Origin of the sequence: Alkalispirochaeta americana, from assembly GCF_900156105.1 — a bacterium.
In the GTDB taxonomy this organism is placed as follows: Bacteria; Spirochaetota; Spirochaetia; order DSM-27196; family Alkalispirochaetaceae; genus Alkalispirochaeta; species Alkalispirochaeta americana.
Genome location: NZ_FTMS01000016.1, coordinates 76,667 through 102,069, shown reverse-complemented (window position 1 = coordinate 102,069; position 25,403 = coordinate 76,667). Strand labels below are relative to the sequence as shown.

General features: G+C 57.4%; 20 protein-coding genes. 5 read left to right on the top strand and 15 right to left on the bottom strand.

Translation table 11 applies throughout. From position 1 onward, the window contains the following. Positions 1-195 precede the first annotated feature (195 nt). Entirely contained in the window at positions 196-1,893 is a 1,698-nt protein-coding gene (locus tag BW950_RS12140; protein WP_076489565.1) for an SMP-30/gluconolactonase/LRE family protein, read from the bottom strand. 45 nt (positions 1,894-1,938) lie between these two features. Then, a complete protein-coding gene (locus BW950_RS12135) occupies positions 1,939-3,147 on the bottom strand; it encodes a class I SAM-dependent RNA methyltransferase (protein ID WP_076489564.1) in 1,209 nt (402 codons plus the stop codon). A gap of 105 nt (positions 3,148-3,252) precedes the next feature. Here BW950_RS12135 and BW950_RS12130 point away from each other — a divergent pair, with 105 nt between their 5' ends. Further along, positions 3,253-3,924 (top strand): redox-sensing transcriptional repressor Rex, encoded by a 672-nt coding sequence (locus BW950_RS12130; RefSeq protein ID WP_076489577.1) that lies wholly within the window; start codon positions 3,253-3,255, stop codon positions 3,922-3,924. Positions 3,925-3,955: 31 nt separating this feature from the next. Continuing rightward, positions 3,956-5,002: a class I SAM-dependent methyltransferase gene (locus tag BW950_RS12125; protein ID WP_076489563.1), complete on the top strand. Its 1,047-nt coding sequence runs from the start codon at positions 3,956-3,958 to the stop codon at positions 5,000-5,002. On the opposite strand, the gene tyrS is transcribed toward BW950_RS12125, so the two are convergent. From tyrS to BW950_RS12100, 5 genes are all read right to left on the bottom strand, one after another. Beyond that, the gene (gene tyrS / locus BW950_RS12120) at positions 4,975-6,306 is read right to left on the bottom strand and encodes a tyrosine--tRNA ligase (protein WP_083943984.1); all 1,332 of its coding nucleotides are present in this window, start codon (positions 6,304-6,306) and stop codon (positions 4,975-4,977) included. The two genes, BW950_RS12125 and tyrS, sit on opposite strands and share 28 nt — an antisense overlap. Beyond that, positions 6,303-7,655 (bottom strand): glycine--tRNA ligase, encoded by a 1,353-nt coding sequence (locus tag BW950_RS12115; RefSeq protein WP_076489562.1) that lies wholly within the window; start codon positions 7,653-7,655, stop codon positions 6,303-6,305. The genes tyrS and BW950_RS12115 overlap by 4 nt, the downstream gene beginning before the upstream one ends. Positions 7,656-7,840: 185 nt before the next feature. Beyond that, positions 7,841-9,298 carry a glutamate--tRNA ligase gene (gltX, locus tag BW950_RS12110; RefSeq protein WP_076489575.1) on the bottom strand — a complete coding sequence of 486 codons (1,458 nt, stop codon included), beginning with the start codon at positions 9,296-9,298 and terminating at the stop codon, positions 7,841-7,843. 103 nt (positions 9,299-9,401) lie between these two features. Continuing rightward, positions 9,402-10,670, bottom strand: a complete 1,269-nt coding sequence (locus BW950_RS12105; RefSeq protein ID WP_076489561.1) for a pyridoxal phosphate-dependent aminotransferase — start codon at positions 10,668-10,670, stop codon at positions 9,402-9,404. A 30-nt stretch (positions 10,671-10,700) separates the two neighbouring features. Further along, positions 10,701-11,645 carry a hypothetical protein gene (locus BW950_RS12100; RefSeq protein WP_143559234.1) on the bottom strand — a complete coding sequence of 315 codons (945 nt, stop codon included), beginning with the start codon at positions 11,643-11,645 and terminating at the stop codon, positions 10,701-10,703. 119 nt (positions 11,646-11,764) lie between these two features. Between BW950_RS12100 and BW950_RS12095 the strand changes: the two genes are divergently transcribed. Further along, the gene (locus BW950_RS12095) at positions 11,765-12,928 is read left to right on the top strand and encodes an HD-GYP domain-containing protein (RefSeq protein WP_076489559.1); all 1,164 of its coding nucleotides are present in this window, start codon (positions 11,765-11,767) and stop codon (positions 12,926-12,928) included. Between the two features lie 67 nt (positions 12,929-12,995). Then, complete coding sequence (locus BW950_RS12090) at positions 12,996-14,669, top strand: nucleoside kinase (RefSeq protein WP_076489558.1); 1,674 nt, start codon at positions 12,996-12,998, stop codon at positions 14,667-14,669. Here BW950_RS12090 and aat read toward each other — a convergent pair. From aat to surE, 6 genes are read right to left on the bottom strand one after another with little or no spacing between them, the layout of a single operon-like run. Then, on the bottom strand, positions 14,641-15,384 hold the full coding sequence (gene aat / locus BW950_RS12085; RefSeq protein WP_076489557.1) for a leucyl/phenylalanyl-tRNA--protein transferase: 744 nt from the start codon (positions 15,382-15,384) through the stop codon (positions 14,641-14,643). The genes BW950_RS12090 and aat overlap by 29 nt on opposite strands. After that, positions 15,371-17,707, bottom strand: a complete 2,337-nt coding sequence (clpA, locus tag BW950_RS12080) for an ATP-dependent Clp protease ATP-binding subunit ClpA (protein WP_076489556.1) — start codon at positions 17,705-17,707, stop codon at positions 15,371-15,373. The genes aat and clpA overlap by 14 nt, the downstream gene beginning before the upstream one ends. A gap of 6 nt (positions 17,708-17,713) precedes the next feature. Next, positions 17,714-18,028 (bottom strand): ATP-dependent Clp protease adaptor ClpS, encoded by a 315-nt coding sequence (locus BW950_RS12075; protein ID WP_076489555.1) that lies wholly within the window; start codon positions 18,026-18,028, stop codon positions 17,714-17,716. 33 nt (positions 18,029-18,061) lie between these two features. After that, positions 18,062-20,173, bottom strand: a complete 2,112-nt coding sequence (locus BW950_RS12070) for a hypothetical protein (RefSeq protein WP_076489554.1) — start codon at positions 20,171-20,173, stop codon at positions 18,062-18,064. Continuing rightward, on the bottom strand, positions 20,170-20,838 hold the full coding sequence (locus BW950_RS12065) for a tetratricopeptide repeat protein (protein WP_076489553.1): 669 nt from the start codon (positions 20,836-20,838) through the stop codon (positions 20,170-20,172). The genes BW950_RS12070 and BW950_RS12065 overlap by 4 nt, the downstream gene beginning before the upstream one ends. Before the next feature lie 10 nt (positions 20,839-20,848). Further along, positions 20,849-21,595, bottom strand: a complete 747-nt coding sequence (gene surE / locus BW950_RS12060) for a 5'/3'-nucleotidase SurE (RefSeq protein WP_076489552.1) — start codon at positions 21,593-21,595, stop codon at positions 20,849-20,851. Between the two features lie 152 nt (positions 21,596-21,747). Between surE and lnt the strand changes: the two genes are divergently transcribed. Then, positions 21,748-23,430 carry an apolipoprotein N-acyltransferase gene (gene lnt, locus BW950_RS12055; RefSeq protein WP_076489551.1) on the top strand — a complete coding sequence of 561 codons (1,683 nt, stop codon included), beginning with the start codon at positions 21,748-21,750 and terminating at the stop codon, positions 23,428-23,430. Positions 23,431-23,544: 114 nt separating this feature from the next. Here lnt and BW950_RS12050 read toward each other — a convergent pair whose 3' ends face one another. Both BW950_RS12050 and rho read right to left on the bottom strand, forming a co-directional pair. Continuing rightward, positions 23,545-23,790 (bottom strand): type B 50S ribosomal protein L31, encoded by a 246-nt coding sequence (locus BW950_RS12050; protein WP_076489550.1) that lies wholly within the window; start codon positions 23,788-23,790, stop codon positions 23,545-23,547. Positions 23,791-23,807: 17 nt separating this feature from the next. Further along, positions 23,808-25,373 (bottom strand): transcription termination factor Rho, encoded by a 1,566-nt coding sequence (gene rho / locus BW950_RS12045; protein ID WP_076489549.1) that lies wholly within the window; start codon positions 25,371-25,373, stop codon positions 23,808-23,810. Positions 25,374-25,403: the final 30 nt, after the last annotated feature.

The window sequence follows — 25,403 nt, the reverse complement described above, 5'->3', positions numbered from 1 at the left end:
CTCAACTCATGGTTGGTTGCTCTCAGTCAGTGCACCGCATCACTGCCGTGCGAGGGTGAATCTATCAGCTCCCACTACTGCGCGTCAACTGCTTTCTCATCACTTTTTGAAAATTTCTTTTCTTCCTGTCCGGGGCTCGCTGCACCTGGTCCAGACATCTGCCATGCATCCCTGTTACAGCCTCCCTCTCCCGGATCATCCCTGGATCGATTCCAGAGCGAGGGCCGCCCTGTGAAGCAACCTCTCATTCTCAGGAGAAAGAAACACCCCATCGCGGCGGTCACTCAAGATATGAACAAGCTCGGCCAGCCCCGGCGCAAGAGTTTTCTGATCCCCTGCGGAAGAAGCGGAGAACCGGAGGTATCCTCGCTGAAGCGCCCCGAAATCATCGGCGCCGTAAAGCGCCAGCGCAGACATAGCCCGGGAAGCCACCCTCGCATCAGGATCATCCACAGCGGAGGCCAGAGCAGCTCTGCTGGGCCCATCGAGAAGACTTGCCAGAAGAGCCACAGCACGCAACCGGATCTCGGGAAAATCCCGCCCCCGACGAACTTCTTCAAGCGCTGTAATGGACATGCTCCGAAAGGTTGTCACGTGTCCCGATAGCCGGGCATCATCCAGGAGTTCCTGGCCAAGCGTAAAAAGTCGCTCCCGTTCGCCCCGCGCCCCCCCGGAGAAAACCGTTGAGGCCAATTGTGCAAGAGCTCCTCCGGCAGCACCCTCTGTGCTCCTCCAGGAGGGATGGCGCGGCATCTCCCTCACCTCTCCTGCCCCTGACCCTATGCGAAACACCTGTACCCGCCAATCCCGGTAGAGCACCACCAGCTGACCCAGCGAGGGCAGAAGGGTAATCTTTTCGGGACGGTGAGCAAGCTGAAAGGATGCATCCACCACACCCCGGGAGGTGAGCGTCAGAAGTCGGCGATCCTGATCGACCAGAAACGCCCGGCCTCGGTGAGAATCAAGGACAACCAGATCGGGATCAAGGAGATGGACCACCACAGACCCCCGAGACTCGCCCTCAGGACCCACTACCTGAAGCCGACCTCCCTCCAGATACCACAACCGACCTTCGTTGTCAAAACCAAGGAACCTGCTCCGTCCGGAAGAGGCGCGCCTCCATTTTTGCCGAATCACTTCCGGGTTCGGCCCATCGCTCTTCACCAGGGAAAGGGAACCATCGAAAGAGGAAGCTGCCATGAGAAGCCGTCCGCGGAAAACCGTTGCCGCAAAACTATCCAGAGGGAACGGAAAAGAGAAGAAAGAGGAGCCTCGTCCTGACTCGTCGAAGCGAAAAATGCGCCCGTTCTCCAGGGCAGCGAACAGAAACGGCCCCAAAGGGACCGCACCCGACAAGGACGCCGGCATGGAACGCATCCAGAGCAACTTTCCGGCAGCGCTTTTCTGAAATATCTCGCGATTCTCGCCAAAAACAAGAATATTCCCCGACGGATCCCGCCAGACAAAACGAGGAGCCTTTGCAAGGGAGGCCACGGGCCAGGTCAGGCCGCGTTCGAAAGACCCCCGCAGGACACGCCCGCGCGAATCAATCGCAAGAATCGTCCCTCCCGGCTCCTGAAAAAGATGCGTGGCTGATCGAAATCCCAGCCGCAGATCACGAACCATCTCACCCGTGCTGTCAAAGAGCCTCAGATGCCGATCCTCCGTCGACAGAGCCAGGGCATCGTTTCTGGAGGAGTCTCCGGGGCGGCGCGCTCCCGAGAGGTACCAGAAAGACCGAGGCTCGGCTGTCACCATTCCCGGAGCAACCATTTCCCAGGAAAACACCATGTGTTCATCCCAGCGAAAGCGCTCCTGCCCCTGCAGGCCTCCCGAAAAAAGAATCACCACACCGGAGAATACCAGCCCTGCACGAACAAGAAGGCGTCTCATGGCTACATATTGTATACCATTACCTGCAGAGGATCTGTGGGTCCCTCAGCTTTTCCCAAGCCGCAACTCGACAAACACTTCGATATGCGCTGTCTGGGGAAAGAAGTCAAGGATCGTTACATCCTGAATCATGTAGGTATCGGTCAGCTCTCCCAGATCCCTCGCCAGGGTTGAGCTGTTGCAACTCAAGTAGAAAAGGCGGGAAAAGCGCCCTTTCCGGAGCCATCGGCGCAACTCACCAGAAAGACCCGCCCTGGGGGGATCCAGTATGACCGCTACGGTGGCCGGATCGACATGAGCCAGAAATTTTCTGGTCGCCACAGCCCGTTCCGCGGTCTGGGGAATGACGCTGATCTGATGCGCCGCCAGACCCGCTCGCAGGAGATTTTCCTTAATGAATCGGGCATTTCTGCGGTCCGCTTCGACACAGAGCACGTTCCCGGCGAAGTCCCCTTCACCCGAGACAGCCAGCGCCCCCAGGACACCGGCGCCTGCGTAGAGGTCCACCAGGACACGGGGAGAATCTTTGGCAATTCGGGCACGCAGATCGTGAGCAAGACACTCCAGAAGATCCCGGTTCACCTGGAAGAAACTGGATGGGTCGAAGGAGAACGAGACTCCTCCCAGGGTACGTTGAGCTTCTTTCTTCTCCAGGGCAGTTATAACATCCCGGTCACCGGAAGCGCCCCGATCGGCCAGAGCCAGCGAAACCCGCCTCTCCGGCGGCAGGGCAACATCGCCCCGGGCCACCCCATCCAGAAAGCAATTGATTTCTGCAGCCGCCACGGGACAGTTCGAAACAGAAATGATCTCTCCCGACCGACGAGCCTTGAAGCCGGGCAATCCCCGGGAATTGGTATGGACCTGGACCCGCTCCCGGTAGCCCCAGGGCTCTCCGGACAGAACCGATATGACGCTCCTGTCAATCGAAAACTTGCCGATTCGGGCAAAGTCCTCGGCCACCACGTCCCGCTTCATTTCAAGCTGGTGATCATAGGAAGCATGCTGCCAATCGCAGCCACCACACCGGCCAGCCAGGGGGCACCGCGGCTCGCAGCGCGAAGGCGAGGGCTCAAGAACCTCCCGCAGAAGCCCCCAAAACTGTCGGGGCCGTTCCTGGGTGATCACAAAAGAGACCAGCTCTCCCGGCAAGACCCCCGAAACGAACCCCACTTTACCCTCAAGCCGAAGGAGGCCGTCTCCGCCGTGGACAACCTGTTCAACCCGGGCAATCTTCAGCTGATCGCCTCTCACCTGGCTGGAATCGGCACGTCCGGAAAAAATTTCGTCAGGTGTTTGTATTTTTTTATCGAAATGGGATATACTCGTTGCTCCATAGACAGGTTGCAGAGAGATTATATGAAGACTATGAAACTGGCAAGCATGCCCACCATCAAACGACTCCCGGGATACCTTCACGTGGTGGAAGCGGCCGCTCGGGAGGGTCACCCCTACATTTCCGGGACCACCATCGCCGAAGAACTGGAGCTGGAGCCGATCCAGGTACGAAAGGATCTGGCCGTGACAGGCATCATTGGCAAGCCCCGAATGGGATTCCCTGTTCCGGAGCTGATCAAGGCGATCAACGATTTCCTTGACTGGAACAGGAGCCATAACGCGATCGTGCTGGGAGCGGGGCATCTGGGCTCAGCTCTTTTGGGATACTCCGAATTCAGCCGCCACGGGCTCAACGCAATCGCCGCAATAGACACAGATCCTGCCGTAATCGGCACCGAGATCAACGGCATAACCATTGCGCCGGCGGACGAGATGGCCGCGATAATCAGAAATCACCACATCGAAGTGGCAGTTCTTACCGTTCCCTCCCAGCACGCCCAGGAGATTACCAATCAACTGGTAGAGTGCGGCATTCGTGCCATCTGGAATTTTACCAACTGCAAGATCAAAGTCCCCTCCAGGGTGATCGTGCAGCAAGAGGACCTCTCCAGCGGCTACGCCGTTCTCTCGGTAAAGCTCCGGGTACAACAAAACCAGGGGGATCAGGCTCCGGCAAAGGACGCGTCGGAATGATCCCGGCGCTCCTTACTGTACAAAGTTCTCTATGACAGACCACGAAAAAACACACGAGCAGAAGATTTTCCTGGCAAATCGCCTGAAAAAACGCTTTCGCCACCTCTGGAAATACGCAAAACGGGTCCAGACAACGGCCTTTCGCGTCTATCACCGGGACATTCCCGAGATTCCTCTGGAAATTGACTGGTACGACGGCCACTTGCACATCGCAGAATATCAGCGTCCCCACGACCGGGCGCCGGAAGAACACGATGAGTGGCTCCAGGAAATGGTGGACACGGCGGCGAGGACCCTGACAGTCCCGCCGGAACGGGTCTTCTTCAAACAGCGCGAACGCCAGCGCGGAAAGAGCCAGTACGAGCCCGTGGCCCGGCAGAACTACACCATCACTGTGGAGGAACAGGGCCTGCTCTTTCGGGTGAATCTCTCGGACTACCTCGACACAGGCCTCTTCCTGGACCACCGGATGCTCCGCATGCATGTGGCAAAGCGGTGTACCAACAAGCGGGTTCTGAATCTTTTTGCCTACACCGGAAGTTTCACTGCCTATGCCATCGCCGGCGGAGCCCGGTCAACCGTGACGGTTGACCTTTCCAGGACCTACCTGGATTGGGCAAAGGATAATTTGCGTCTTAACGGCCTCTTTACAGCAGGCCACGAGTTCAGGCGAGGCGACGTGATTCAGGAGATCGGACATCTTCGGAATGAAGGCCGTCGGTTCGACCTGATCATCCTGGACCCTCCCAGTTTTTCCAACTCAAAAAACATGGATGTCACCCTGGATATTCAACGGGATCACGTGCCGCTCATTATGGACTGCCTGTCCCTTCTGGACCCGGGGGGAGAACTTGTCTTCTCTACGAACAAGCGGAGGTTCCAGTTTAAGCGACAGGAACTGCAAGACCGGGGCGTGGAGATCAGCAGTCTGACAAAGCTGACCATGCCGGAAGATTTTCTTGGCACAAACATTCACCACGTCTGGAGCCTGAAGGGCGATGCCGGCCGGCTCAGCGGCAGGCCCGGACATCGCCACAAACCGGATCCTGATCAGGAGACCAGGCGAAAGCGGAAGTAGCGCTTCTTTCCCGCCCGGAGCAGAAGCTCCTGCTCGCCCTGGCTGCTCTCAAGAGCCCAGGAGGCGTCCACCCGGGATTCCACATCCCCGATTTTTCGATCGTTGATCACGGCGCCGCCCTGCTGGACCAGCCGTCTGGCCTCTCCCCGGGACGAGGCCAGGCCGGCCCGCACAAAGAGTTCCAGAACGCCAATCCCTTCAGAAAGCTCCTTCAGAGGAAGGTCTTCCCCGGGGATATCGGCTGCAGCACCGGCATCTCCCGACTGAAAGAGAGCCTGCGCCGCCTTGCGGGCCGCCTCGGCTTCGGCCTCGCCATGGACAAGAGCAGTCACCTCCAGGGCAAGCCGCTCCTTTGCGGCATTCAAAGCTGCTCCGGCCTCGCGGGTGAGCTCATCCACAACAGCCAGAGGCAAGAAGGTATACATCAACAGAAACTTTCGAACATCGGCATCGGCAACGTTCCGCCAATACTGGAAAAAATCATAGGGTGAGATAAGGGAAGGCTCCAGGAAAAGAGCCCCCTTCTCGGTTTTACCCATCTTCTTGCCGTCGCTCCGTGTAACCAGCGGGAACGTGAGTCCGCAGGCACGAGCCTCGCTTCCTTCCACGCGCCGAATGAGATCAACGCCAGCGACGATATTGCCCCACTGGTCGTCCCCCCCAATCTGGAGCTGGCAGTTCCTGGTCTGGAAGAGACGAAGAAAATCGTAACTCTGGAGAAGCTGGTAGTTGAACTCGATGAAGCTCAGACCGGTCTCAAGACGCATCTTGTAGGTTTCGAAGCTCAACATTCGGTTCACCGAGAAGTGACGCCCGATCTCCCGCAGGAAATCGATATAATTCAGGTTGGCAAGCCACTCGGCGTTGTCCACAAGATCGACAGGAAGCGACTTTTCCCGGGAGCCATCCCCTTCGGAACCTGCGGTAAAGGCCGAAGCAGCGCCCCTGCGGAGAAACCGGTCAATCTGGGAGCCGATTGACCGTGCGTTTTCGGCCACCTGCTCTACCCCGACAAGGCGACGCATCTCGATCTTTCCCGAAGGGTCACCAATGCGAGCCGTCCCGCCCCCCACGACCACGATCGCCTGATGACCAAACTCCAGAAGATGGGCCATGGCGTAGAGAGGAACCAGATGCCCTGCGTGAAGGCTGCTTCCCGTGGGGTCCACCCCTACATAGAAGGTCACCGGTTGCCGATCCAGGAGCTCTGCCAGGGCAGCCTCGTCGGTGCACTGGGCAAAAAAACCTCGCTCTTTCAGCCTTGCCAAGGCGCCTGGCTTCACCGAACCCGCTGCTTCGCTCACGTATCTGCTCTCCTGTAGGATTTGATCGCCTCCCGCAGCCGCTGGCCCAGTTCACCCAGAGAGACGCGCTCCTGCTCCATGGAGTCCCTGTGGCGGAGGGTTACCGTGCCCTGCTCCATCGTCTCGTAGTCGATCGTTACGCAGAAGGGCGTTCCGATTTCGTCCTGCCGGCGATAGCGACGACCGATTGCGCCTGATTGATCGTAGAAGGTAGAAAAATCTTCCCGCAGAGCCATCTCGATCTCCCGGGCTTTTTCTGCCAATCCGTCTTTCTTCACAAGCGGGAAAACCCCCACCTGTACGGGCGCGATCATGGGATGGAACCGCAAGACGGTGCGAACATCGTTTTCGCCAACTTCTTCTTCCTCATAGGCGTCGGAGAGGACCATCAGCACACTCCGGGTAAGTCCTGCCGAGGTTTCCACGATATAGGGGATATATCGCTCCTTGGTTTCCTCATCCAGGTAGTTGATTTCCTTCCCGCAGAACTCGCTGTGCCGGGCGAGATCGAAATCGGTCCGGTTATGAATACCCTCAAGCTCCTGCCATCCGAAGGGAAAGAGGTACTGGATATCAAAGGCGGCTTTGGCGTAATGGGCCAACTCGTCGGGGCCGTGCTCTTCGAAACGCAGATGATCCTGGCGAATGCCGAGCTTCTCGTAGTATTTGAGCCGCTCCGCCTTCCAGAACTCGAACCACCGGTCATCTTCCCCGGGTTTCACAAAATACTGCATTTCCATCTGCTCGAACTCCACCGTGCGAAAGATAAAGTTCTTGGTTACAATCTCGTTGCGGAAGGCCTTCCCTACCTGGGCAATGCCGAAGGGGATCTTCACCCGCGAGGTCTGGACGACGTTCTTGAAGTTCACATAGATACCCTGGGCTGTTTCGGGACGCAGATACACGGTACTTCCCGAATCGGAAGCGGGTCCCAGATGGGTTTTGAACATCAGATTGAACTCCCGGGGTTCCGAGAGGGGGTTGCCCTTGGGGCTGGTTTTTGTCTCCCGCTGTTCATCGGTGAGGTGGTCCCAGCGATAGCGTTCGTTTGTTACTGTGTCCTCCACCATGGTGTCGGAAAAACTGTCCACGTGGCCGCTGGCTTTCCACACCGTGGGATGCATCAGGATCGCTGCGTCAAGCCCCACTATGTTATCGTGAAGCTGGGTCATCTCGCGCCACCAGAACCGCTGAAGGCGGTTCTTTAGCTCAACCCCCAGAGGCCCGTAGTCCCAGGCCGAGGCAAGACCTCCATAGATCTCGGAGGAGGGAAAGATAAACCCTCTTCGCTTGCAGAGACTGACAATTTTTTCCATCGTCTTGGGATCTACGGTCGGCTCGTTACTCATGGCACTCAAACTCCTTCTTGTGATTCTTGCCAGGCAGCGTAGTGGCTACTGCCGCATCAAAATTTTCTGCATCGGGGAAGTTATATCACCTTTAATATCGATACAACACCCCTGTCATGGTTGTCGACGATCAGGAAAAGCTTCCTGGGCCTTAAGAAGCCCGAAAAAGCTTCCGGACCGGCCACCTAGGACAGCGCTGCTTCCAGCACCGTCCGGGCTCCGGCCAGACGCTTTCGGGCCCGCTCCAGCCCTAACTCCCGCAGCGATCCCACCAGCGGAGGAGAGACGGTTCCTCCCGTGAGAGCCACCCGCAAGGGCATGAGCAGATTTCCTACCTTCGTTCCAGCAGCATCGGCCGCTTTCCGGAAGGCCTCATCCAGTTTTTCCTGGTCCTCAAAACCCTCTTTCTCTACCACTGCCCATGCCTGGTCCAGCCACTCCAGGGCTTCCCGGGCCGAGGCTTTCTTCGGTGTCAATGCGTCTGCCTCCCAGGTGTCAACCTCCTGATAGAGGAACCGTGTGAGCGGAACCACATCCTGCAGAAGCTTCAACCGCTCCTGGATAAGAGGAATCAGCGCCAGGAGACGATCCCGGTCTGCCTCCGTGGCAGGGGTCGTGGCCCACCCCTCGGCCTGAAGCCAGGGAAGAAGTTCGTCCACCAGCCGATCCGGTGAGAGCTCTCGCAGGTACTGTCCGTTAAACCAGTCCAGCTTTCGGTAGTCAAAAACCGCAGGAGCCTTGTTTATTTTTTCTATTGCAAAGAGTTGTTCCAGATCACGGCAGGAAAAAAACTCCCGGGAATCGTCGTAGGACCAGCCCAGGAGGGTCACGTAGTTCATCACGGCCTCGGCAAGGTAGCCCTGGCGGCGAAACTCGATCACGCTGGTTGCCCCGTGGCGCTTGGAGAGTTTTGCCCCGTCCTTCCCCATCACCATGGGCAAGTGGGCAAAGCGGGGCGGCTCCCAGCCGAAGGCATCGTAGATGAGCAGGTGAATCGGCGTGGAGGGGACCCACTCCTGCGCCCGAAGGACATGGGTAATTTCCATCTGGTGATCGTCCACCACGTTAGCCAGGTGGTAGGTGGGGAAACCATCGGATTTCAGGAGGATTGGGTCCGGGGGGAGGTCCTTGTTTTTCCGCTTTATTCGCCCCAGCACCAGATCGTCGAACTCGGTCTTGCCCTCTTGCGGAACCAGGAGGCGCACCACGGGCTGAACCCCGGCGTCTTTGTAGCGCTGAAGGTCTTCAGGGGAAAGATTCCTGCCTTCAAAGGCATAGGGAGCCGCCCCCTGATCTCCCCGCTGGGCCGAAGTGTAATCCCGGTAGGCCCGCCCTGACGCAATCAGCTCTTCGGCGTACTTCTGGTACCGTTCCAGCCGCTGGGACTGAACGTAGGGGCCGAAATCACCCCCGTGATCGGGACTCTCGTCAGGTTCAATCCCGAGCCAGCTAAAGGTTTCATAGATGTCCCGGAGCGCATCTTCGTGAAAGCGGGTCTGATCGGTATCCTCGATCCGGAGAATAAAAGACCCACCCTTGCTCCGGGCAAAGAAATAATTAAACAAGGCGGTCCGGATACCGCCAATATGCTGCATCCCCGTCGGCGACGGGGCATAACGAACTCTCACCTGTTTTTCACTCATGACTGGGAGCGAGTATACCCCCCCGAGCAGGGTGGATTCAACCGCTCCCGGCCAACCGGGGGTGCCCCCTCCCGGACGGGACACGCCCGATCCGGCGACCCTTCTAGAGCTGCCGGTAGCTACTCAGAAAGTCACCGATCTCGTGTATGGCCTGGCGCAGATCCTCCCGATCGGGAAGAAAAACAATCCGGAAATGATCCGGTTCGGGCCAGTTAAAACCGGTTCCCTGGACCAGGAGAATTTTTTTTGCCACCAGAAGATCGTAGACAAACTGTCTGTCGTCGGTGATGTTAAACCGTTTGGTATCGATTTTGGGAAAGAGATAGAGCGCTCCCTTGGGTTTGACCGCCGTCAATCCCGGGATATCGCTGATGAGTTGCCACGCCACATCCCGCTGCTCTCGCAAGCGCCCGCCTGGCAGAATAAGATCGTTGATGCTTTGATAGCCTCCTAGAGCAGCTTGTATAGCGAACTGGGCAGGGGCGTTACTGCACAGGCGCATATTGGAGAGGATATCGAGCCCCTCGCGGTAATCCCTCATCATGGAGACGCGGCCGCTCAGAACCATCCACCCTGCCCGAAACCCTGCCGCACGGTACGCCTTGGACAAACCGTTCAGGGTAATGCAGGGGATATCACGACAGTACGTGGCAATCGAGACGTGCTCGTTATCGTCGTAGAGAATCTTGTCGTAGATCTCGTCGGCCAGAACCAGAAGCCCTTTCTCGGCGGCAATATCATGAAGTTCCTCGATCACACTGCGAGGATACACGGCCCCGGTGGGATTATTGGGGTTGATGATCACCAGAGCCCGGGTGCGGTCAGTGATTTTTGACCGGATATCTTTCAGATCGGGGTTCCAGTCGGACTGCTCGTCGCACCGGTAATGCACGGGCGTTCCCCCCGCCAGGTTCACCGCAGCGGTCCATAAGGGATAATCCGGTGCAGGGATCAGGACTTCATCGCCATCGTTGAGAAGAGCCTGCATGGTCATCACGATGAGCTCGCTCACGCCGTTCCCGATGTAGATATCCTCTACCTGGACATCCAGCATACCCCGGGCCTGGTAGTGTTGCATGACCGCTTTCCGGGCCGCAAAAATTCCTTTGCTGTCCACGTAGCCCTGGGCAGCCCGCAGGTTCAGAATCACATCGTGAACCAATTCGTCGGGGGCGTCGAAGCCGAAGGGGGCCGGGTTTCCAATATTCAGCTTGGTGACACGAAACCCCTCCTCCTCAAGCCGCTGAGCCTCTTCGAGAACGGGGCCCCGGATGTCATAACAGACGTTTTCAAGTTTTTTTGACTTATGAAGATTACGGGACAATCGAGCCCCGCCCGTCCCTGCTTTATTCTTTTCGGTATTTGACGACATAATTCTCTCCAGGCCGCAGCGTCGCGGACCTCAACCTCTCTCTACTGGTTTTTCGCGCTCTGCCGACCCATAGAGCCAACAGGCAACATCCTGAAGAAGCGTACCCAGAATGATCACATGGATCTCACCCTGGGAGGATTCGATCATCCTGTCCCATTTCTCACGGGGGAGGTTTTCCAGAAGATGCTCTCTTTGATCTCCTTCGGCATCCACCCCCGCTATCAGAGAATTCTCTAGCGAGTCATCCCGGGCAACCGGATCCTGCGCGTCGGAGGGGTTCTTTCCTGCTGAAGCATCCCCGGAATCGCCCTCGTAGGCGCTTAAAAGATAGAGCGAGAGAGCCTGAACGATTCCGGGAGAAGTCATACGCACGAGATTATCCAGAACAAGGCGAGCCTCGCCGGTTCGCCCCGTCATCAGCAGGCCGAAGGCATAGCACCACTCGATCCACCCTTCATCGGCGGTGAAACCCCGAGAGCCGCCGAGGAGGCCTTTTTTTTCTGTTGCCGGACGGAATTCCCGGAAGTAGAGCAGCACCTTTTCTCCGTCATTCGAAAGAAGATGAGGAATCCCGAAGCGCAAGGCGTTTCTGCGCACCAGGGAGGGACATTTTTTACGCAGGTCCTCCTCCAGCCTCTGGATTTCCTGGGGCTGGGATGATACCACGCAGGCGTTAACAAACAGTTTCACCGAAGAACGGCGAAACCAGGGACACCGGCGAAGACGCGCACCGAGAATCTCAGCGATCTCGGCCCACCGCTCCTGCTCCAGGGCCCCGAAAAACCGCCAGTTCGAGATGAAATACCCGTTCAGAAAACCAAGGGCCCCAATGAAGAGGAGCGCCATGTACCAATTTGATCTCCAGAACATTCGGGCCACATCGGGGCCCAAAAACAACAGAGGCATGATAAAAACCAGGAGGAAGGTGACTCCCACCACTACATTGAAAATAATGAAAACAGTTTTAAGCTTCACCCCACCCATCCATTTCACACCCCTTCACTTCAGGCTAAACTATTCACCCGATTTGCCGTTATAATACGTAAGGATAAAGTCTAATATGCGGCCGGAACAGGGTCAATGGTGAGGAGAAGATGAAAACAATCGCCACATCTCAGCTTTCCGAGGGGCTCTACATCACCAGAGAGGCCTTTCTTGATGAGAAATATATCCTCCTCTCTCCGGAAATACCTCTGGACGCATCCCTGCTTGAGCGGCTGGAGCAATGGCACTTTCAGGAGATCCAGAGCGAGGGAGAACTTGCGGAAACGCCCGCTCTCGGAAACGCCGGCCCGGTGGCAATGGAAGACGCCCCTCTTGCGGCAATCGATCACGGCCGGCGCGACGGCCGGGAGATGGGAAAAGCCCAAAAAAAATATGTCGCCCATCTGCATTTTGCCGAACAGCTTTTCGGCCACTACCTTCAAAACGGCATCCTTCAGACCAACCAGATCCACGAGAAAATCAAGCTCCTTCTGGAAGACCTGCGAAACCAGAAGCAATACCTTTTGCGCATACCCGAGCTGGGCGGCGTCACGGTAAACTACATTGTGGACCACGCCGTAAAAACAGCAATTGTCGCGATGGCCACGGGTTCCTCCATGAAGCTCCCCCCCCATCGGCTTATCGAACTTGGCACGGTGGGGCTCCTCCACGAGATCGGCATGATCCGACTCCCCAGCCAGCTCTACATGAGCAACCGGGAGCTGAATCCCCGCGAGAAAAAGGCGATCTCCACTCACCCCGTCCTGGGGTTCAAGATTCTGCGCCAATTCGATTTTCCTTTGCAAATTTGTCTGGGTGTCCTGGAATGCCGGGAAAACGTGGATGGCTCGGGATACCCCAGAAACCTTCCAGCCAACAAGATCTCGATCTACGGGAAGATCATGAACGCTGCCAGCACCTTTGCCGCCATGGCATCACCCCGTCCCTACCGGCCCGCCATCGACGGCCACACCATCATGAAAACCCTTTTGACGGGGGTGAATACCTCCTACGACAACACCGTTCTTCAGGCCATGATCGGAACATTTTCGCTCTTTCCCTACGGGACCTACGTGCAGCTTGCCTCGGGGCACCGGGCGATCGTCATTGACATCACGCCCGGCAAGGCACGAGCCCCGAAGGTACAGATCCTCACCGATCCAAAGGGAACGATCGTGCGGGAACAACCAGTAACGGAAACAGAAACCGAACAGTACGCCGTCACAGGCGTTCTCAGCCATCAAGAGGTAACGCGTCTCAAAAACGCTCTCTAGACCTGGCAATTCAGCGTTGCCCGACAGGTCATAATCACCCGGAAAATCACCCGAAAAAGGAGTTATAATGAACACCATCTCCATTGCTCTAGCCGGTTCTCCTGCCGTGACCCTTCCCCAGGGAACATCGGTAGAATCAGCATTGCTTCAGGCAGGCTACGTTCCGGATGAGGCTTCCCCGGTCATAGCAGCCTTTGTCAACAACGAAGTCCGGGCCCTCAGCTACCAGATTCATATCAACGCCACCGTGGCCCCTATTCTGCACGATGAACCCGAGGGACAGCGGGTCTACCGGCGCAGCCTCTGTTACGTCCTGGCTATCGCCGCGTCTCGAGCCTGCCAGGGTCGGCGGCTGCTCATCGGCCATGCCCTGGGAAACGCCTACTTCTATTCCTTTGACGGGGAAGCAGCCACCCCGGAACTGCTGGAGGCCCTGAAGAAGGAATTTTCCACGATCGTTGCCGACGACAAGCCGATAGAAAGAGGGGTAATCGCCTACACTGAAGCACTGACGTTCTTCAGGTCTCACCGCATGGAGGATGCAGCCCTTCTGGTGGAACGCCACAATTACAGCGAGGTGCCGGTGTATCGTTGCGGAGATTTCATGGACCTCTCCCACGGGCCTCTGGCTGCCCGTACGGGGGTGCTGCAACTCTACCGGATCGAGGCGTTTCACGACGGTTTCCTGCTGATCTTTCCCGGCTCACGCGCTCCCCGGGAGATTCAACCCGAACATCGCAGCGAGATGCTCTTCCAGATCTACCGGGAGTACAAGCAGTGGGGACGAATCCTGGGGATATCCTCGGTGGGGCAACTGAACCGCCTGACAGAGCAGGGCCAGGTCAAGGAGTTTATCCGCGTGGCCGAGGCACTCCATGACAAAAAGATCGCACAGATCGCCGACAGCCTTGCCGAGAGCATCCACGCCACGGGGGGCGCCGGCAAAGTCGCCCTCATCGCGGGCCCTTCCTCGTCGGGAAAGACGACTTTCACCAAAAAACTTGCGGTACAGCTTACCGTGGTGGGACTGGTACCGGTGGTGATTTCACTGGATGATTACTTTGTTCCCCGGGAGAAGACACCAAAAAACCCCGATGGCTCCTACAACTTTGAGCATATCGAGGCCATCGATATCGATCTGCTGAATCAGCACCTGCTGGCACTCTTTGCGGGGGATGAGATCGATGTACGAACCTTCAACTTCAAAACAGGTCAGCCCGAATACCGGGGGGCAAAACTCTCTCTCCCCGAGCGGGGAGTTCTCGTCATGGAAGGGATTCACGGGCTGAACGACGCCCTCACCCCGCGCATCCCCCGGGAGCAAAAATACAAAATCTATGTGTCGGCCCTGACTCAGCTCAATCTGGACGACCACAACCGAATTGCCACGACCGATAACCGCCTGATCCGGCGCATTGTGCGGGACCACCAGTTCCGCGGGCACAGCGCCACAGCCACGCTGGAGATGTGGCCCTCGGTGCGCCGGGGGGAGAGACAGAACATTTTTCCCTTCCAGGACTCAGCAGATTCCACGTTTAATACCGCTCTGGATTACGAGTTGGGGGTCCTGCGGAACCACGCTGAACCCCTGCTGCGCCAGGTCAAACCCACTGATTCGGTCTACCACGAGGCGGTTCGGCTGCAAACATTTCTGAAAAACTTCACCGTGATACCCCAAAAACTGGTGCCCCAGGAATCAATCCTCCGGGAGTTTATCGGGGAGAGCGGTTTTCATTACTAAGGGAAAGGCCCCGGGCAAGCGAGGAAGCGCCGTCACAGGAGCTCCAGCTTCTGCGGGGCGCCCCGCCCTGCCGCCCCCGAGCCTCCTTGAGGAAGGCCAGAAAGGTTTCCCGGGGCACCTGGCAGGCACCGAAGGATGCCAGATGAGCCGTTTCCATTTGGCAGTCGATGAACGAAACCGTCCACTGCGAAAGAAGTCCTGCCAGCGCAACCAGGGCGGCTTTGCTGGCATCACGCTCCCGGGAAAACATGGACTCTCCCGAAAAGCAGCCCCCCAGAGAGACCCCGTAGAGCCCCCCCACCAGGGCATCATCGTGCCAAACCTCAACAGAGTGGGCCCAGCCCAGACGATGGAGCTCTTCGTAGGCAGTCTGCATCTCCCCGGTGATCCAGGTTCCTTTCTCGTTCCGTCGGGGTTCTCCGCAGGCTGAGATCACCCCGGAGAAGTCCCGATCAAAGGATATTCGCCAGGGGGCATTCTTCAGGGTTCGGCCCAGGCGTTTTCCTGCATGAAAGGAATCGAGAAACAGCACGAACCGTGGGTTTGGCGAAAACCAGAGGATCGGCTCTTCCTCATACCAGGGGAACGCCCCCTGCTCGTAGGCCGAGAGCAAAAATCCCGGCGACAGGTTTCCTCCCACCGCAAGAAGCCCCCAGTGATCCGCCTCAGAGGGATCGGGAAAGCAAACCCGCCGGTGCTCGTCAAGGTACTCCATGAAGCTCCTCTTCAGGCGAATCTCCGCCAGGAAGAAGAGAAAAGCCGGAAAAATCTATCTCGATACAATCCTGACCAAGACCTACTCTGGCTTCTCCCCCCTGGGAAAGCGTGCCGAAGAGAACCTGATCAACAAAGGGCTCTTTCACCTGGGCCTCGACGATGCGGGAAATGTTTCTGGCACCGAACTCCTCGGAATAGCCCTGACCGGCGAGCCAGGCCACAGCCTCGTCGTCAACGGTGAGGGTCACCTGCCGCTCCTGAAGCTGTGCCGCAAAGAGACGAAGCTCCTTGCGGACGATCTCTTCCACCAGCACCTTGTCCAGCCGGGAGAAGAGAATGACCTGATCCAGACGGTTTCGGAACTCCGGCGAAAAAGTCTGGTCCACAGCCTCCTTCACGGCTGAGGCCGTTATGCTCCGTTCACCAAAGCCGATCAACGGGCGGCCAATTTCCCGGGCTCCCGCGTTGGATGTCATGATGAGAATAACATTGCGGAAATCGGCTTTTTTGCCGGCATTGTCTGTGAGGGTGGCGTAGTCCATAACCTGCAACAGAACATTGAAGATGTCCTGATGAGCCTTCTCGATCTCGTCCAGAAGAACCACCGCGTGGGGAGTTTTTCGGATAGCATCGGTAAGAAGCCCCCCCTCCTCGAAGCCTACGTACCCTGGCGGAGACCCGATCAACCGCGAGACAGCGTGTTTCTCCTGGTACTCGCTCATATCAAAGCGGTGGAGGACTATGCCCAGCTGATCCGCCAGCTGCCGGGCCAACTCGGTCTTGCCAACTCCCGTGGGCCCCACAAAGAGGAAAGTCGCCACAGGCTTGTCAGAACTGCGAAAACCCGCCCGGGAGCGCTTTACCGCGGATACCACGGAGTCTACGGCCTGATCCTGTCCGAAAATCTGTTCAAGCAAACGGGATGCCAAATCCTGAAGCTGCTGCCGCTCATCGCCCGAGACGGACCGAACCGGTATTCGAGCCATGCTGGAGACAACCTTCTCGATCACTTCCTCATCCACCTGGGCGGCTGGTGTCTGGTCTTCCCTGAAACGTTGCATCCGCAGGAAGGCCCCCGCCTCATCGAGAACATCAATAGCCTTGTCCGGGAGGAACCGCTCGTTGATATACTGTGCAGCCAGGCGCACCGCCGCCTCGATCGCCTCAGGAGTGTAGCGCACCTGGTGGTGTTCCTCGTAGCGGCTCTGGAGCCCCTGGAGGATCGCCACCGTCTCCGGGTGAGATGGTTCTTCCAGATCTATCCGCTGGAACCGGCGGGCCAGGGCGCGATCACGCTCGAAGAACTGCTTGTACTCGCTGAACGTTGTGGAACCAATGCACCGGAATGCCCCCGTCGAGAGAGGGGGCTTGAGCATATTCCCTGCGTCCATGGCGCCTCCGGAGACCGCTCCGGCCCCCACGATGGTATGGATCTCATCGATAAAGAGAATAGCTCGGGTTTCTTTTTCCAGCTCCTTGATAACAGCCTTCATTCTCTCTTCAAAATCACCACGATAGCGGGTTCCCGCGATCAGAGCCCCAAGATCGAGGGCAAAGAGACGGTAATCCTTGAGAAGATCCGGAACCTGACCATCGGCGATCCGCCAGGCCAGACCGTGGGCGAGGGCCGTTTTTCCTACACCGGGTTCGCCGATCAGAAGGGGGTTGTTCTTCATTCGCCGGCAGAGAACCTGAACCGACCGGTCAAGCACCTCGTCCCGCCCGATCAACGGCTCCAGACGTCCCTGGCGGGCCTCTTCCACCAGCTCCAGAGCGTACTGTTCAAGAGCCCGTTTCTGTTTCTTTCGGCGAGGGGTTTCTGCCTGGGTGAAAGGAGTTTCTTCAGGCTCTTCTTCTCGCGAATGAACCGGATCCTCCTCGTCATCTTCATCGTCCGGGGGGGCGCCATGGCTGATCACCTCAAGCAGAGCCAGGCGATGCACCCCGGCCCGGCGCAGGGCAAAACTGCTGTGGGATTGCTCCTCATCGTAGAGCGAAACCAGGAGATCGCCCAGATCGACCATGTCTTTTCCTGCAGCTTCGGTGTGAAAAACAGCCCGCTCGATCACCCGCTGGAATCCCAGGGATTGTTGCGGATCCTGCCCTTCTCCAACGGTGGACATCTCTTCGCGGAAATATATCTCCAGTAATTCCTGCATCTCCTCCAGGTGAGCGTCACTCTGGAGGAGAATCTTCCGGGAATAATCAAAAAAGAGCGCTGCATAGAGCAGATGCTCCGATGTAAGATACTCGTGAGAACGGTGTTTCGCCTCGTGATAGGCTGCGCTTAGCAGAGCCTGCAATTCTCGGTCAATGTCCATAACTCCTCAGGAGACCTCCTCGATTGTGCACTTTAGGGGATGCCCTTCCTGCTTTGCCAGGATGCGCGTTTGCTCCGCCTTGGTGGCGGCTATATCGTAGGAATAGATACCTACAATACCCTGCCCTTTCTTATGGACGTTCATCATGATCGCGTGGGATTCCACGGGAGATTTATGGAAGATACAGCGCAAGACCTCAACCACAAAATCCATGGTTGTATAGTTGTCATTATGAAGGACAACCCGATAGCGCTTTGGTTCCTGGACCAGCTCCCGGATTGCCTGATCTATTGCCCTGTCGGGTGATTCTGTTTTTCCCATACCGTTACAATTTAGTTCATAACGGGAGAAACGTCACCGGTCGGAGGGAGGGAAATAGCCCATCTCGTCACGACCACTGCGGACGAAGAGTCGTGCCTCGGCCGACACAGGCAGATAAACCCTGCCAAAATCGGAGTCAGCTTCGGATGTGTAGGTCAGCCAATAACGGCCGCTGGGATGATGCTGAAAATCACGGAGCATCGGAGCAAGCCCCTCGGGTTCGTACAGGTATCGCAGTGTTCCCCCTGTTTCTTCTACCAGAAAGCGGATCTCCGCAGCGGGGCTCCGGGACTCCAGGAGAACACAGTGGAAACGGATCGCGTTGTTGCGCAAAAAGGTAGCAACTTCCTGGAGACCATACTCGTCGAAGGCCGTGTCTGAAACCGAACCGTCTCCGACAAAAACGATGTTGCGACGCAATCCCCGCTCGAGAAGCGGAACCGCCGCCAGACGCAAGGCACTGTCCAGGGCGAGATTTCCCCCGACGGCATCACTTTTCCAGGAGTGCAATCCCTCCCGGGCACGCCTGAGGAAACGAGCCTCCGTGGCAGGCCTGGTCAGGAGAAGTTCGGGTGAGCTTCCGGCAATGTATAGTCCCAGGGGATCTCCCGCAGGCAGAAGAGCAAGAAGGTCCGATAGGGCCTGAAGGGAATCGTCCCAGAGATCCTCCTCCGCCAGCGGCTGGAGGATGACCGAGAGGTCCAGATCCCGCAGAGATGAGCCTGTCGCCTCGACCCGCAGATCCTGCCGGGGAACAGCCCGTTCAGAGATAACGAAGTTCTCCCGCGAGAGCCCCACCAGTGGCCGCCCGGCACGATCATGGACCGCCACCAGCAAGGCCACGCGAGGAAAGTTCCCCGCCAGAACCTGCTCTATCTGTACATCCAGACCACTGTAGAGGGTCCCTTCCGGCTCAAAAAGAGCAACTTCGCTCCCATCGATATCTCCCACCAGGATTCGGCCGTTGGCATCGACAGCAACGGGACCAACTCGCTTGCGCTCGGCGTCATCAATTACCGTTACAACATTCCGCTGGAGAGGATCAAAGAGCAATACCTGCCTGCCTGCCGCGACGAGAAGTCGTGATTCGTCGTACCAGGCAAGCCCCTCCACTCCCCCGCCAGCCACACCGGAAGGAGAAAAGTCTTCATCCTCCAGGGGAAGGGGGATTCGCTCAAGATGGTTCCCTGCTGTATCAAAGACAACCAGAGCTGCGCCCTCGGTGTCCCGATCGGCCACATAGACCCGCCCATCCCGGAGGGCGATTCCCGCAGGATAGTGCAGCCCCGAAAAGGTGTTTCCCGAAGGGCCTCCGAAAGACAGGAGATACTCTCCCTCCGGAGAAAAGACGCTCACCCGTCGCCGACCCCAGTCTGTAACATAGACGTGGCCATCCCCGTCCAGGGCCAGGTACTGAGGCCCCACCATTTGTCCTTCGCCAAGCCCTCTTTCGCCGAACTGCCCGATCCGGTTCCCCCGTTCATCCAGGATCGCCACTCGATGGGCCCCGAACTCGGTAACAAAGAGCTTCCCCTGGTGCCACTGCACATCGAAGGGACGGTTCAGGGATTGGAACCCTCCGCGAAAACGGCGCACCAGCCGCCCGTTGGGTGAGATTTTCAGGATCTCCTGGGTAGCCAGGGAGACAAGATAAAGGTTTCCTTCAAGATCGGTGGCTGCTCCGGTGGGGCGCTGAAAGAACGGGACATCCCCCCCGCCGGTTCGGGGCCCCTCGCCCCCCCGGATAAGGTGAGATCGCGAGAACCGGGGGTCGCTATCTTCAAAGGGAGCAATTCCGCGACGATATTGGAGCACCTCCAGGCGGGACAGGAGGTAAGCCCCCGCCGCATCGCGGTCTGCAAGGAGATCCCATTCGTTCACGGCAGCGTCTTCAAAGCCGCTGCGGAAAAAAGCCCGACCAAGCCACTCCCGGGCAAGAGGATCCTCGGGCTTGAAGGCCAGAGCCCGTGTGAAGGCTACTATGGCATCGCTGAAACGGGTTGCATGGTAGGCCTCTACTCCCCAGCGGAACTCTTCCTGTGCCCGCGCTGCATCCATATCGATCGCTTCGGCCCGGAGCCCTCCCAGAAGAAAGACCACGACCCCTGCCAGGGCCACAGGCAGCATTCTTCCGCGGGGCATCATATTTTCACCCCCGCAGAACGGAGCAGATCCTTATAGTGATCCACGATCTCTCTCATACCTCGGGAGAGACGCACTGCCCGTTCGTAGAGCTCCTTGGCTTGCTGCAGGTTTCCCGATCGACGATAGACCATGGCCAAAGAGTCCAGATAGGCCGGGTTTTCAGGATAACGCTGAAGAGCCCGAAGGCAGTATTCCCGGGCGGTCTCGATCTGAATGTTGTTCTCCGCCAGAATGAACCCCAGCGAGTTCAAGGCGTTGGCGTTCTCGGGATCGATCCGAAGGGCCTTCTCCAGATGAGCGATCGCCGGAGCCGTTTTACCTTGGGCGTAGATGGCGTAGGCCAGGGCAGCGTACACTTTTGCAGATTCGTACCCGTCCTCCAGGAGACGGTTCAACTCGAACTCCGCCAGGCGGTATCGCCCCGTTACTGCGTAGGCGTAGCCCATAATCATTCGGGCTTGATAGATATGGAGGAATCCAATATCAGACCCGACCACCTGCTCCAGGTATAAAAGAGCTTCGTCGTACTTCCCCAGGTGAGTATAACACAATCCCAAATAGTAACTCAGGAGCGACTCCTGAGCCGGTTCCACGGCGATTTCCAGGAAATGATCCAGCGCGGCGCGATACTTTCCTTGCTGGTAGAGGCGTATCCCCTCGTTCATGGCCCCTCGTTCACGACCCTTTGATCAGTCCGCTTGCCCGGTAGTGGCGTTCGGCCTCATGATTTACCGGATTCAGCATGATGGGACTTACTGAAAGGTTCCCCTGCTCAACGGCATACCAATCTGTTCCCGGCTCCAGTTCCCGCTGTTCGGGACGGCCATCCACAAAGTAATACGTGCCTCCCCGAGGAGGCTCGAAGGGCAGGAGTCTATCCTGATAGAGCCGCACCGCCGGTGTGGTTATCTCCACGGAACGGTAGGAGGTAAGGTTCGGGACGTTTATGTTGATAAAATGGCCGTCATCCCAGAGATTCATCAACTCGGAAAGGTGGCTGACAAGAAACTCGCAGACCGGATCGAAGTGGAATGGCTGATGAAAACTGTTCAGGGACACGGCGATTCCCGGGATGCCCTTGTACGCCGCCTGTCTCGCCCCGGCGCAAGTTCCGGAATAGACGATATCCGACCCCAGATTTGCTCCGATGTTTATACCAGACACGACCAGGTCCGGCATGACAGGAATGGCTCCCAGAGTGGCAAGGATGACACAATCGGCGGGGGTACCACTGATCGCGAAGGAGCGCTCCCCCACCTGGGTACAGCGAATGGGTTCCGAGAGGGTAATGCTGTTGGAAAAGCCGCTCCTCTCCCCATCGGGGGCCACAACCCAGACGTCGTGGTTCTCCGAGAACACATCCTCCAGCGCCTTCAGGCCGGGACTAAGAATGCCATCGTCGTTGGTTAGTAGAACAGTCACACCGGAACTGTAGCACCGGCGCAGTCCTGTGTCAAAGCCTGAATCTTCGAACTGCTCTTTGAGATCGGCCCGGAGGGAGATATCTTCTGAGAGTTCCCACCAGGAAGAGCGGCTCCATACACATTTTTTCCTTCTTTCGCTATGCTGAAGGGGTGAATCTTCTACTGACACTTTTTTCGGCGGCCCTGCTCACGCTGGCGCTCCCGAACGAGCTTTTTGTCTGGGGCAGTCCGTTCCTGGGCCTGGTGGCGCTGATTCCGGTCTTTCTTGCCCTCTACCGGAGCAGCTCCCGCAACAAAGCGGCTCTCCTGGGCGTCGTCTTTGGCGCAGCGAGTACCGCCGGGGCCAACTACTGGCTTGCCTTCTTTGGCGAGTTCTCCATCTGGACTCTGGGTGGAGCCATGGCGGGTTACGCAGGGTATAACTATCTGCTTTTCACCTTTCTCTTCGATGCGATCCACCGGGGGTCGCCCCGGCCCCGATCGATCCCGGGAGAGAGAGCCCTGGCAGGAGAGGGGCTCCTCCCAGGGGAGAGCTGGCACAGACCGCTTCATCTGGCGCTTCTCTGGACCGGTTACGAGTTTCTCAAATCAGTTGGCTTCCTGGGATATCCCTGGGGGCTCATCGCCTACCCTCTCTCGCTCTGGACCGGCCTGGCACAAAGCGCAGAACTGGTTGGCCCCTGGGGGCTCTCCTTTCTTGCAGCCTGGATAAATGCAATTGGCGCGGAATTGCTGTTGCAATACCGGAGTGAGGGGGTCCTGGTTGCCCTGGCAAAGCGCCTGCGGGCCAGACCATTTCTGACCAGACCCCTGGACCACCACGTGGTCGCTGCGGGAGCACTCGTGCTGGTTCTGGGGGGATTCGGCCACTATCGACTGGCCACCCTGGGCCCTGACGATCATCATCGGAGCGTTCACATCCTCCTGGTGCAACAAAATATCGACAGCTGGCAACCGGGGCTTTTTTCTGAAGCGCTCCTGCAGGCTCAGGATCTTACCCTGGAGGCGCTCCAGGAACATCAGCAAACATCCCCGGAGGCTGTTGATTTTGTCTTGTGGAGCGAAACGGCCCTGCGCCGTCCCTACCGGCAAGATGACTCGTTCTACGAGGAGGTGCCCGATCAACTTCCCTTCCGCGAGTTCCTTCGGCGCCTGGATATTCCCTTGCTTACAGGAGCTCCTGCGGCAGCAGGGGAAGGACAAGAACCAGAGGACTATCACAACAGCGCTATTCTGATCTCTCCCGAGGGGACTCTTCTGGCCTCCTACGGAAAGCAACAACTTGTGCCCTTTGCCGAATCAATCCCGTTCTGGCACGTTCCGGCGGTCCAGCGTTTTTTTCGAACCGTGGTGGGACTCTACGGCACATGGGTTCCTGGAGGAAGCAGTGCCCCCGTCAAGATTCCCGCAGGAGACACGATCCTTCTGGCGGGGTTACCGATCTGTTTTGAAGATGCCTTCGGGTGGGTTCCGCGAGAGATGGTCCTTGAGGGAGCCGAGATCCTGATTAATCTGACCAATAATTCCTGGAGCCGCCAGGATTCTGCCCAGACCCAGCATTACCTGGCAGCCCGGTTGCGCACGATCGAACTGCGCAGACCCCTTGTCAGGGGGACCAACAGCGGCCTCACAGCAGTGATAAACCGGCGAGGAGAAATGGCGCAGGCCATGCCCATGTTCGAGAGCAACGCCGCTGTCTTCTCCGTCCCCATCCCCCCCGGGGAGTGGACTCTCTACCAGGCGATCGGTGATCTCCTGGGAAAAGCTGCCGTGGCCTGCGCTGCGCTGGTCCTGTTCCTCCGGGAAAAATCGGGAAAACCCGAAAGGCAATAGGCTGCCAGAAAAAAAAGCGGAGCTCCAGAGAACTCCGCTTTCCACACCCGGCCTGGCAGGCTCGGGATAGTTCCCGGCAATATCACCCCACACAGGGTAACGCCGGGTAAACCATCAGCTCTTGATGTTGTACATCTTCCGGAACCGCTCGACACGCCCAGCCGTATCAACCAGCTTCTGCTTTCCTGTGTAAAAGGGATGAGAAGCGCTGGAGATTTCCACCTCGTAGAGGGGATATTCCTGGCCATCGTCATACTTCACAGTCTGGTTTGTCTGTACCGTGGAACGGGTAAGGAACATTGTTCCACTGGCGGTGTCCTTGAAGACAACATCTCGGTAATTAGGGTGTATATCTCTCATTGAATCCTCCGAAAATCTCAATCAGCACCTGATGTATTCATCGACTGAAGGAAGTCGCTATTATTCTTGGTTTTGTTCATCCTGTCAATGAGCAACTCCAGGACTTCCAGGTCATCCATGGGACTTATCACTTTACGCAGAACCCACATTTTCCGGAGCTCTTCCTCGGTAAGGAGAAGGTCTTCCCGACGGGTGCCGGATTTCTTCACGTTTATCGCAGGGAAAATACGCCGGTCTGCCAGGCGCCGGTCCAGGATAATCTCCATGTTACCCGTGCCCTTGAACTCCTCAAAAATGACCTCGTCCATGCGGCTGCCCGTCTCGATCAAGGCTGTGGCAACCACCGTGAGGCTTCCGCCATCCTCGATGTTCCGGGCCGCTCCAAAGAAGCGTTTTGGCTTATGCAGGGCGTTGGAGTCGACACCTCCCGAGAGAATCTTTCCCGAGGTCGGCACGGTCTGGTTGTAAGCCCGGGCAAGACGGGTTATCGAGTCCAGAAGGATAACCACATCCTTTCCGTGTTCGACCAGACGCCGGCTTTTCTCCAGAACCATCTCGGCAACCTGGACATGACGCTGGGCCTGCTCATCGAAGGTTGAGGCAATCACCTCGGCCTTTACGTTGCGCTGCATGTCCGTCACCTCTTCGGGACGTTCATCGATCAGCAAAACAATAAGGTATGCTTCGGGATGGTTCTCTGTGATCGCGTTGGCGATCTTTTGCAGCAACACCGTCTTTCCCGTTCGGGGAGGAGAAACGATCAGTCCTCGCTGGCCCTTTCCGATGGGACAAAAGAGGTTGATCATGCGCGTTGAGCTGTCACCCGACCGGGTTTCCATATCGAGGCGTGCGTCGGGATAGAGGGGGGTCAGGTTGTCAAAAGGTATCCTGGTCTGGGCAACCGAGGGGTGGTCAAAGTTCACCGTTTCCACACGGAGCATGGCAAAGAACCGCTCACCCTCTTTTGGAGGGCGTATCTGACCGTATACGGTGTCCCCGGTCTTCAGGTTAAAGAGGCGAATCTGCGACGGCGATATGTAGATATCGTCGGGACCGGAAAGGTACGAGTGCTGAGGACTGCGAAGGAAACCGTATCCGTCGGGGAGAATCTCCAGGGACCCATAGGCAAAAATTGTCCCGTTCCGTTCGGTATGAGCCTTCAGGATGGCAAAGATAACCTCCTGCTTTTTCAAGGCAGGCAAATTATCGGGAGCTATTCCCATTTCCTCAGCCAGATCGCGAAGGAGCTTCATGTTCATCATGGTGAGCTCATTTATGCTCAGGCTCTTCTCGTCGCGGGGATGAGAGAAATCGACGTTCCCTTCATTGCCTTGTCCGTTTGTCCCCGAAGGCATCCGGCCGTTTTGTCCGGCGTCACCGGAATCACGCCCTGCGGCCCGATCTCCACCGGTGTCACCATCTTTCACGAGGGCTACTCGGACCCGCTTTTTCTTTACAGGAGGGCGCCGTGGTGCCCGCACCTTGGGTGATTCCGATTTTGACTGATTCCGAGATTGCTCAAGATCGTCACCGTTTGTTTCTTCTCTGGGAGAAAGTGCTTGCTGTTCGTCGTTATCTGACATGGATGACTCCATTTATACAATTTACCAAAG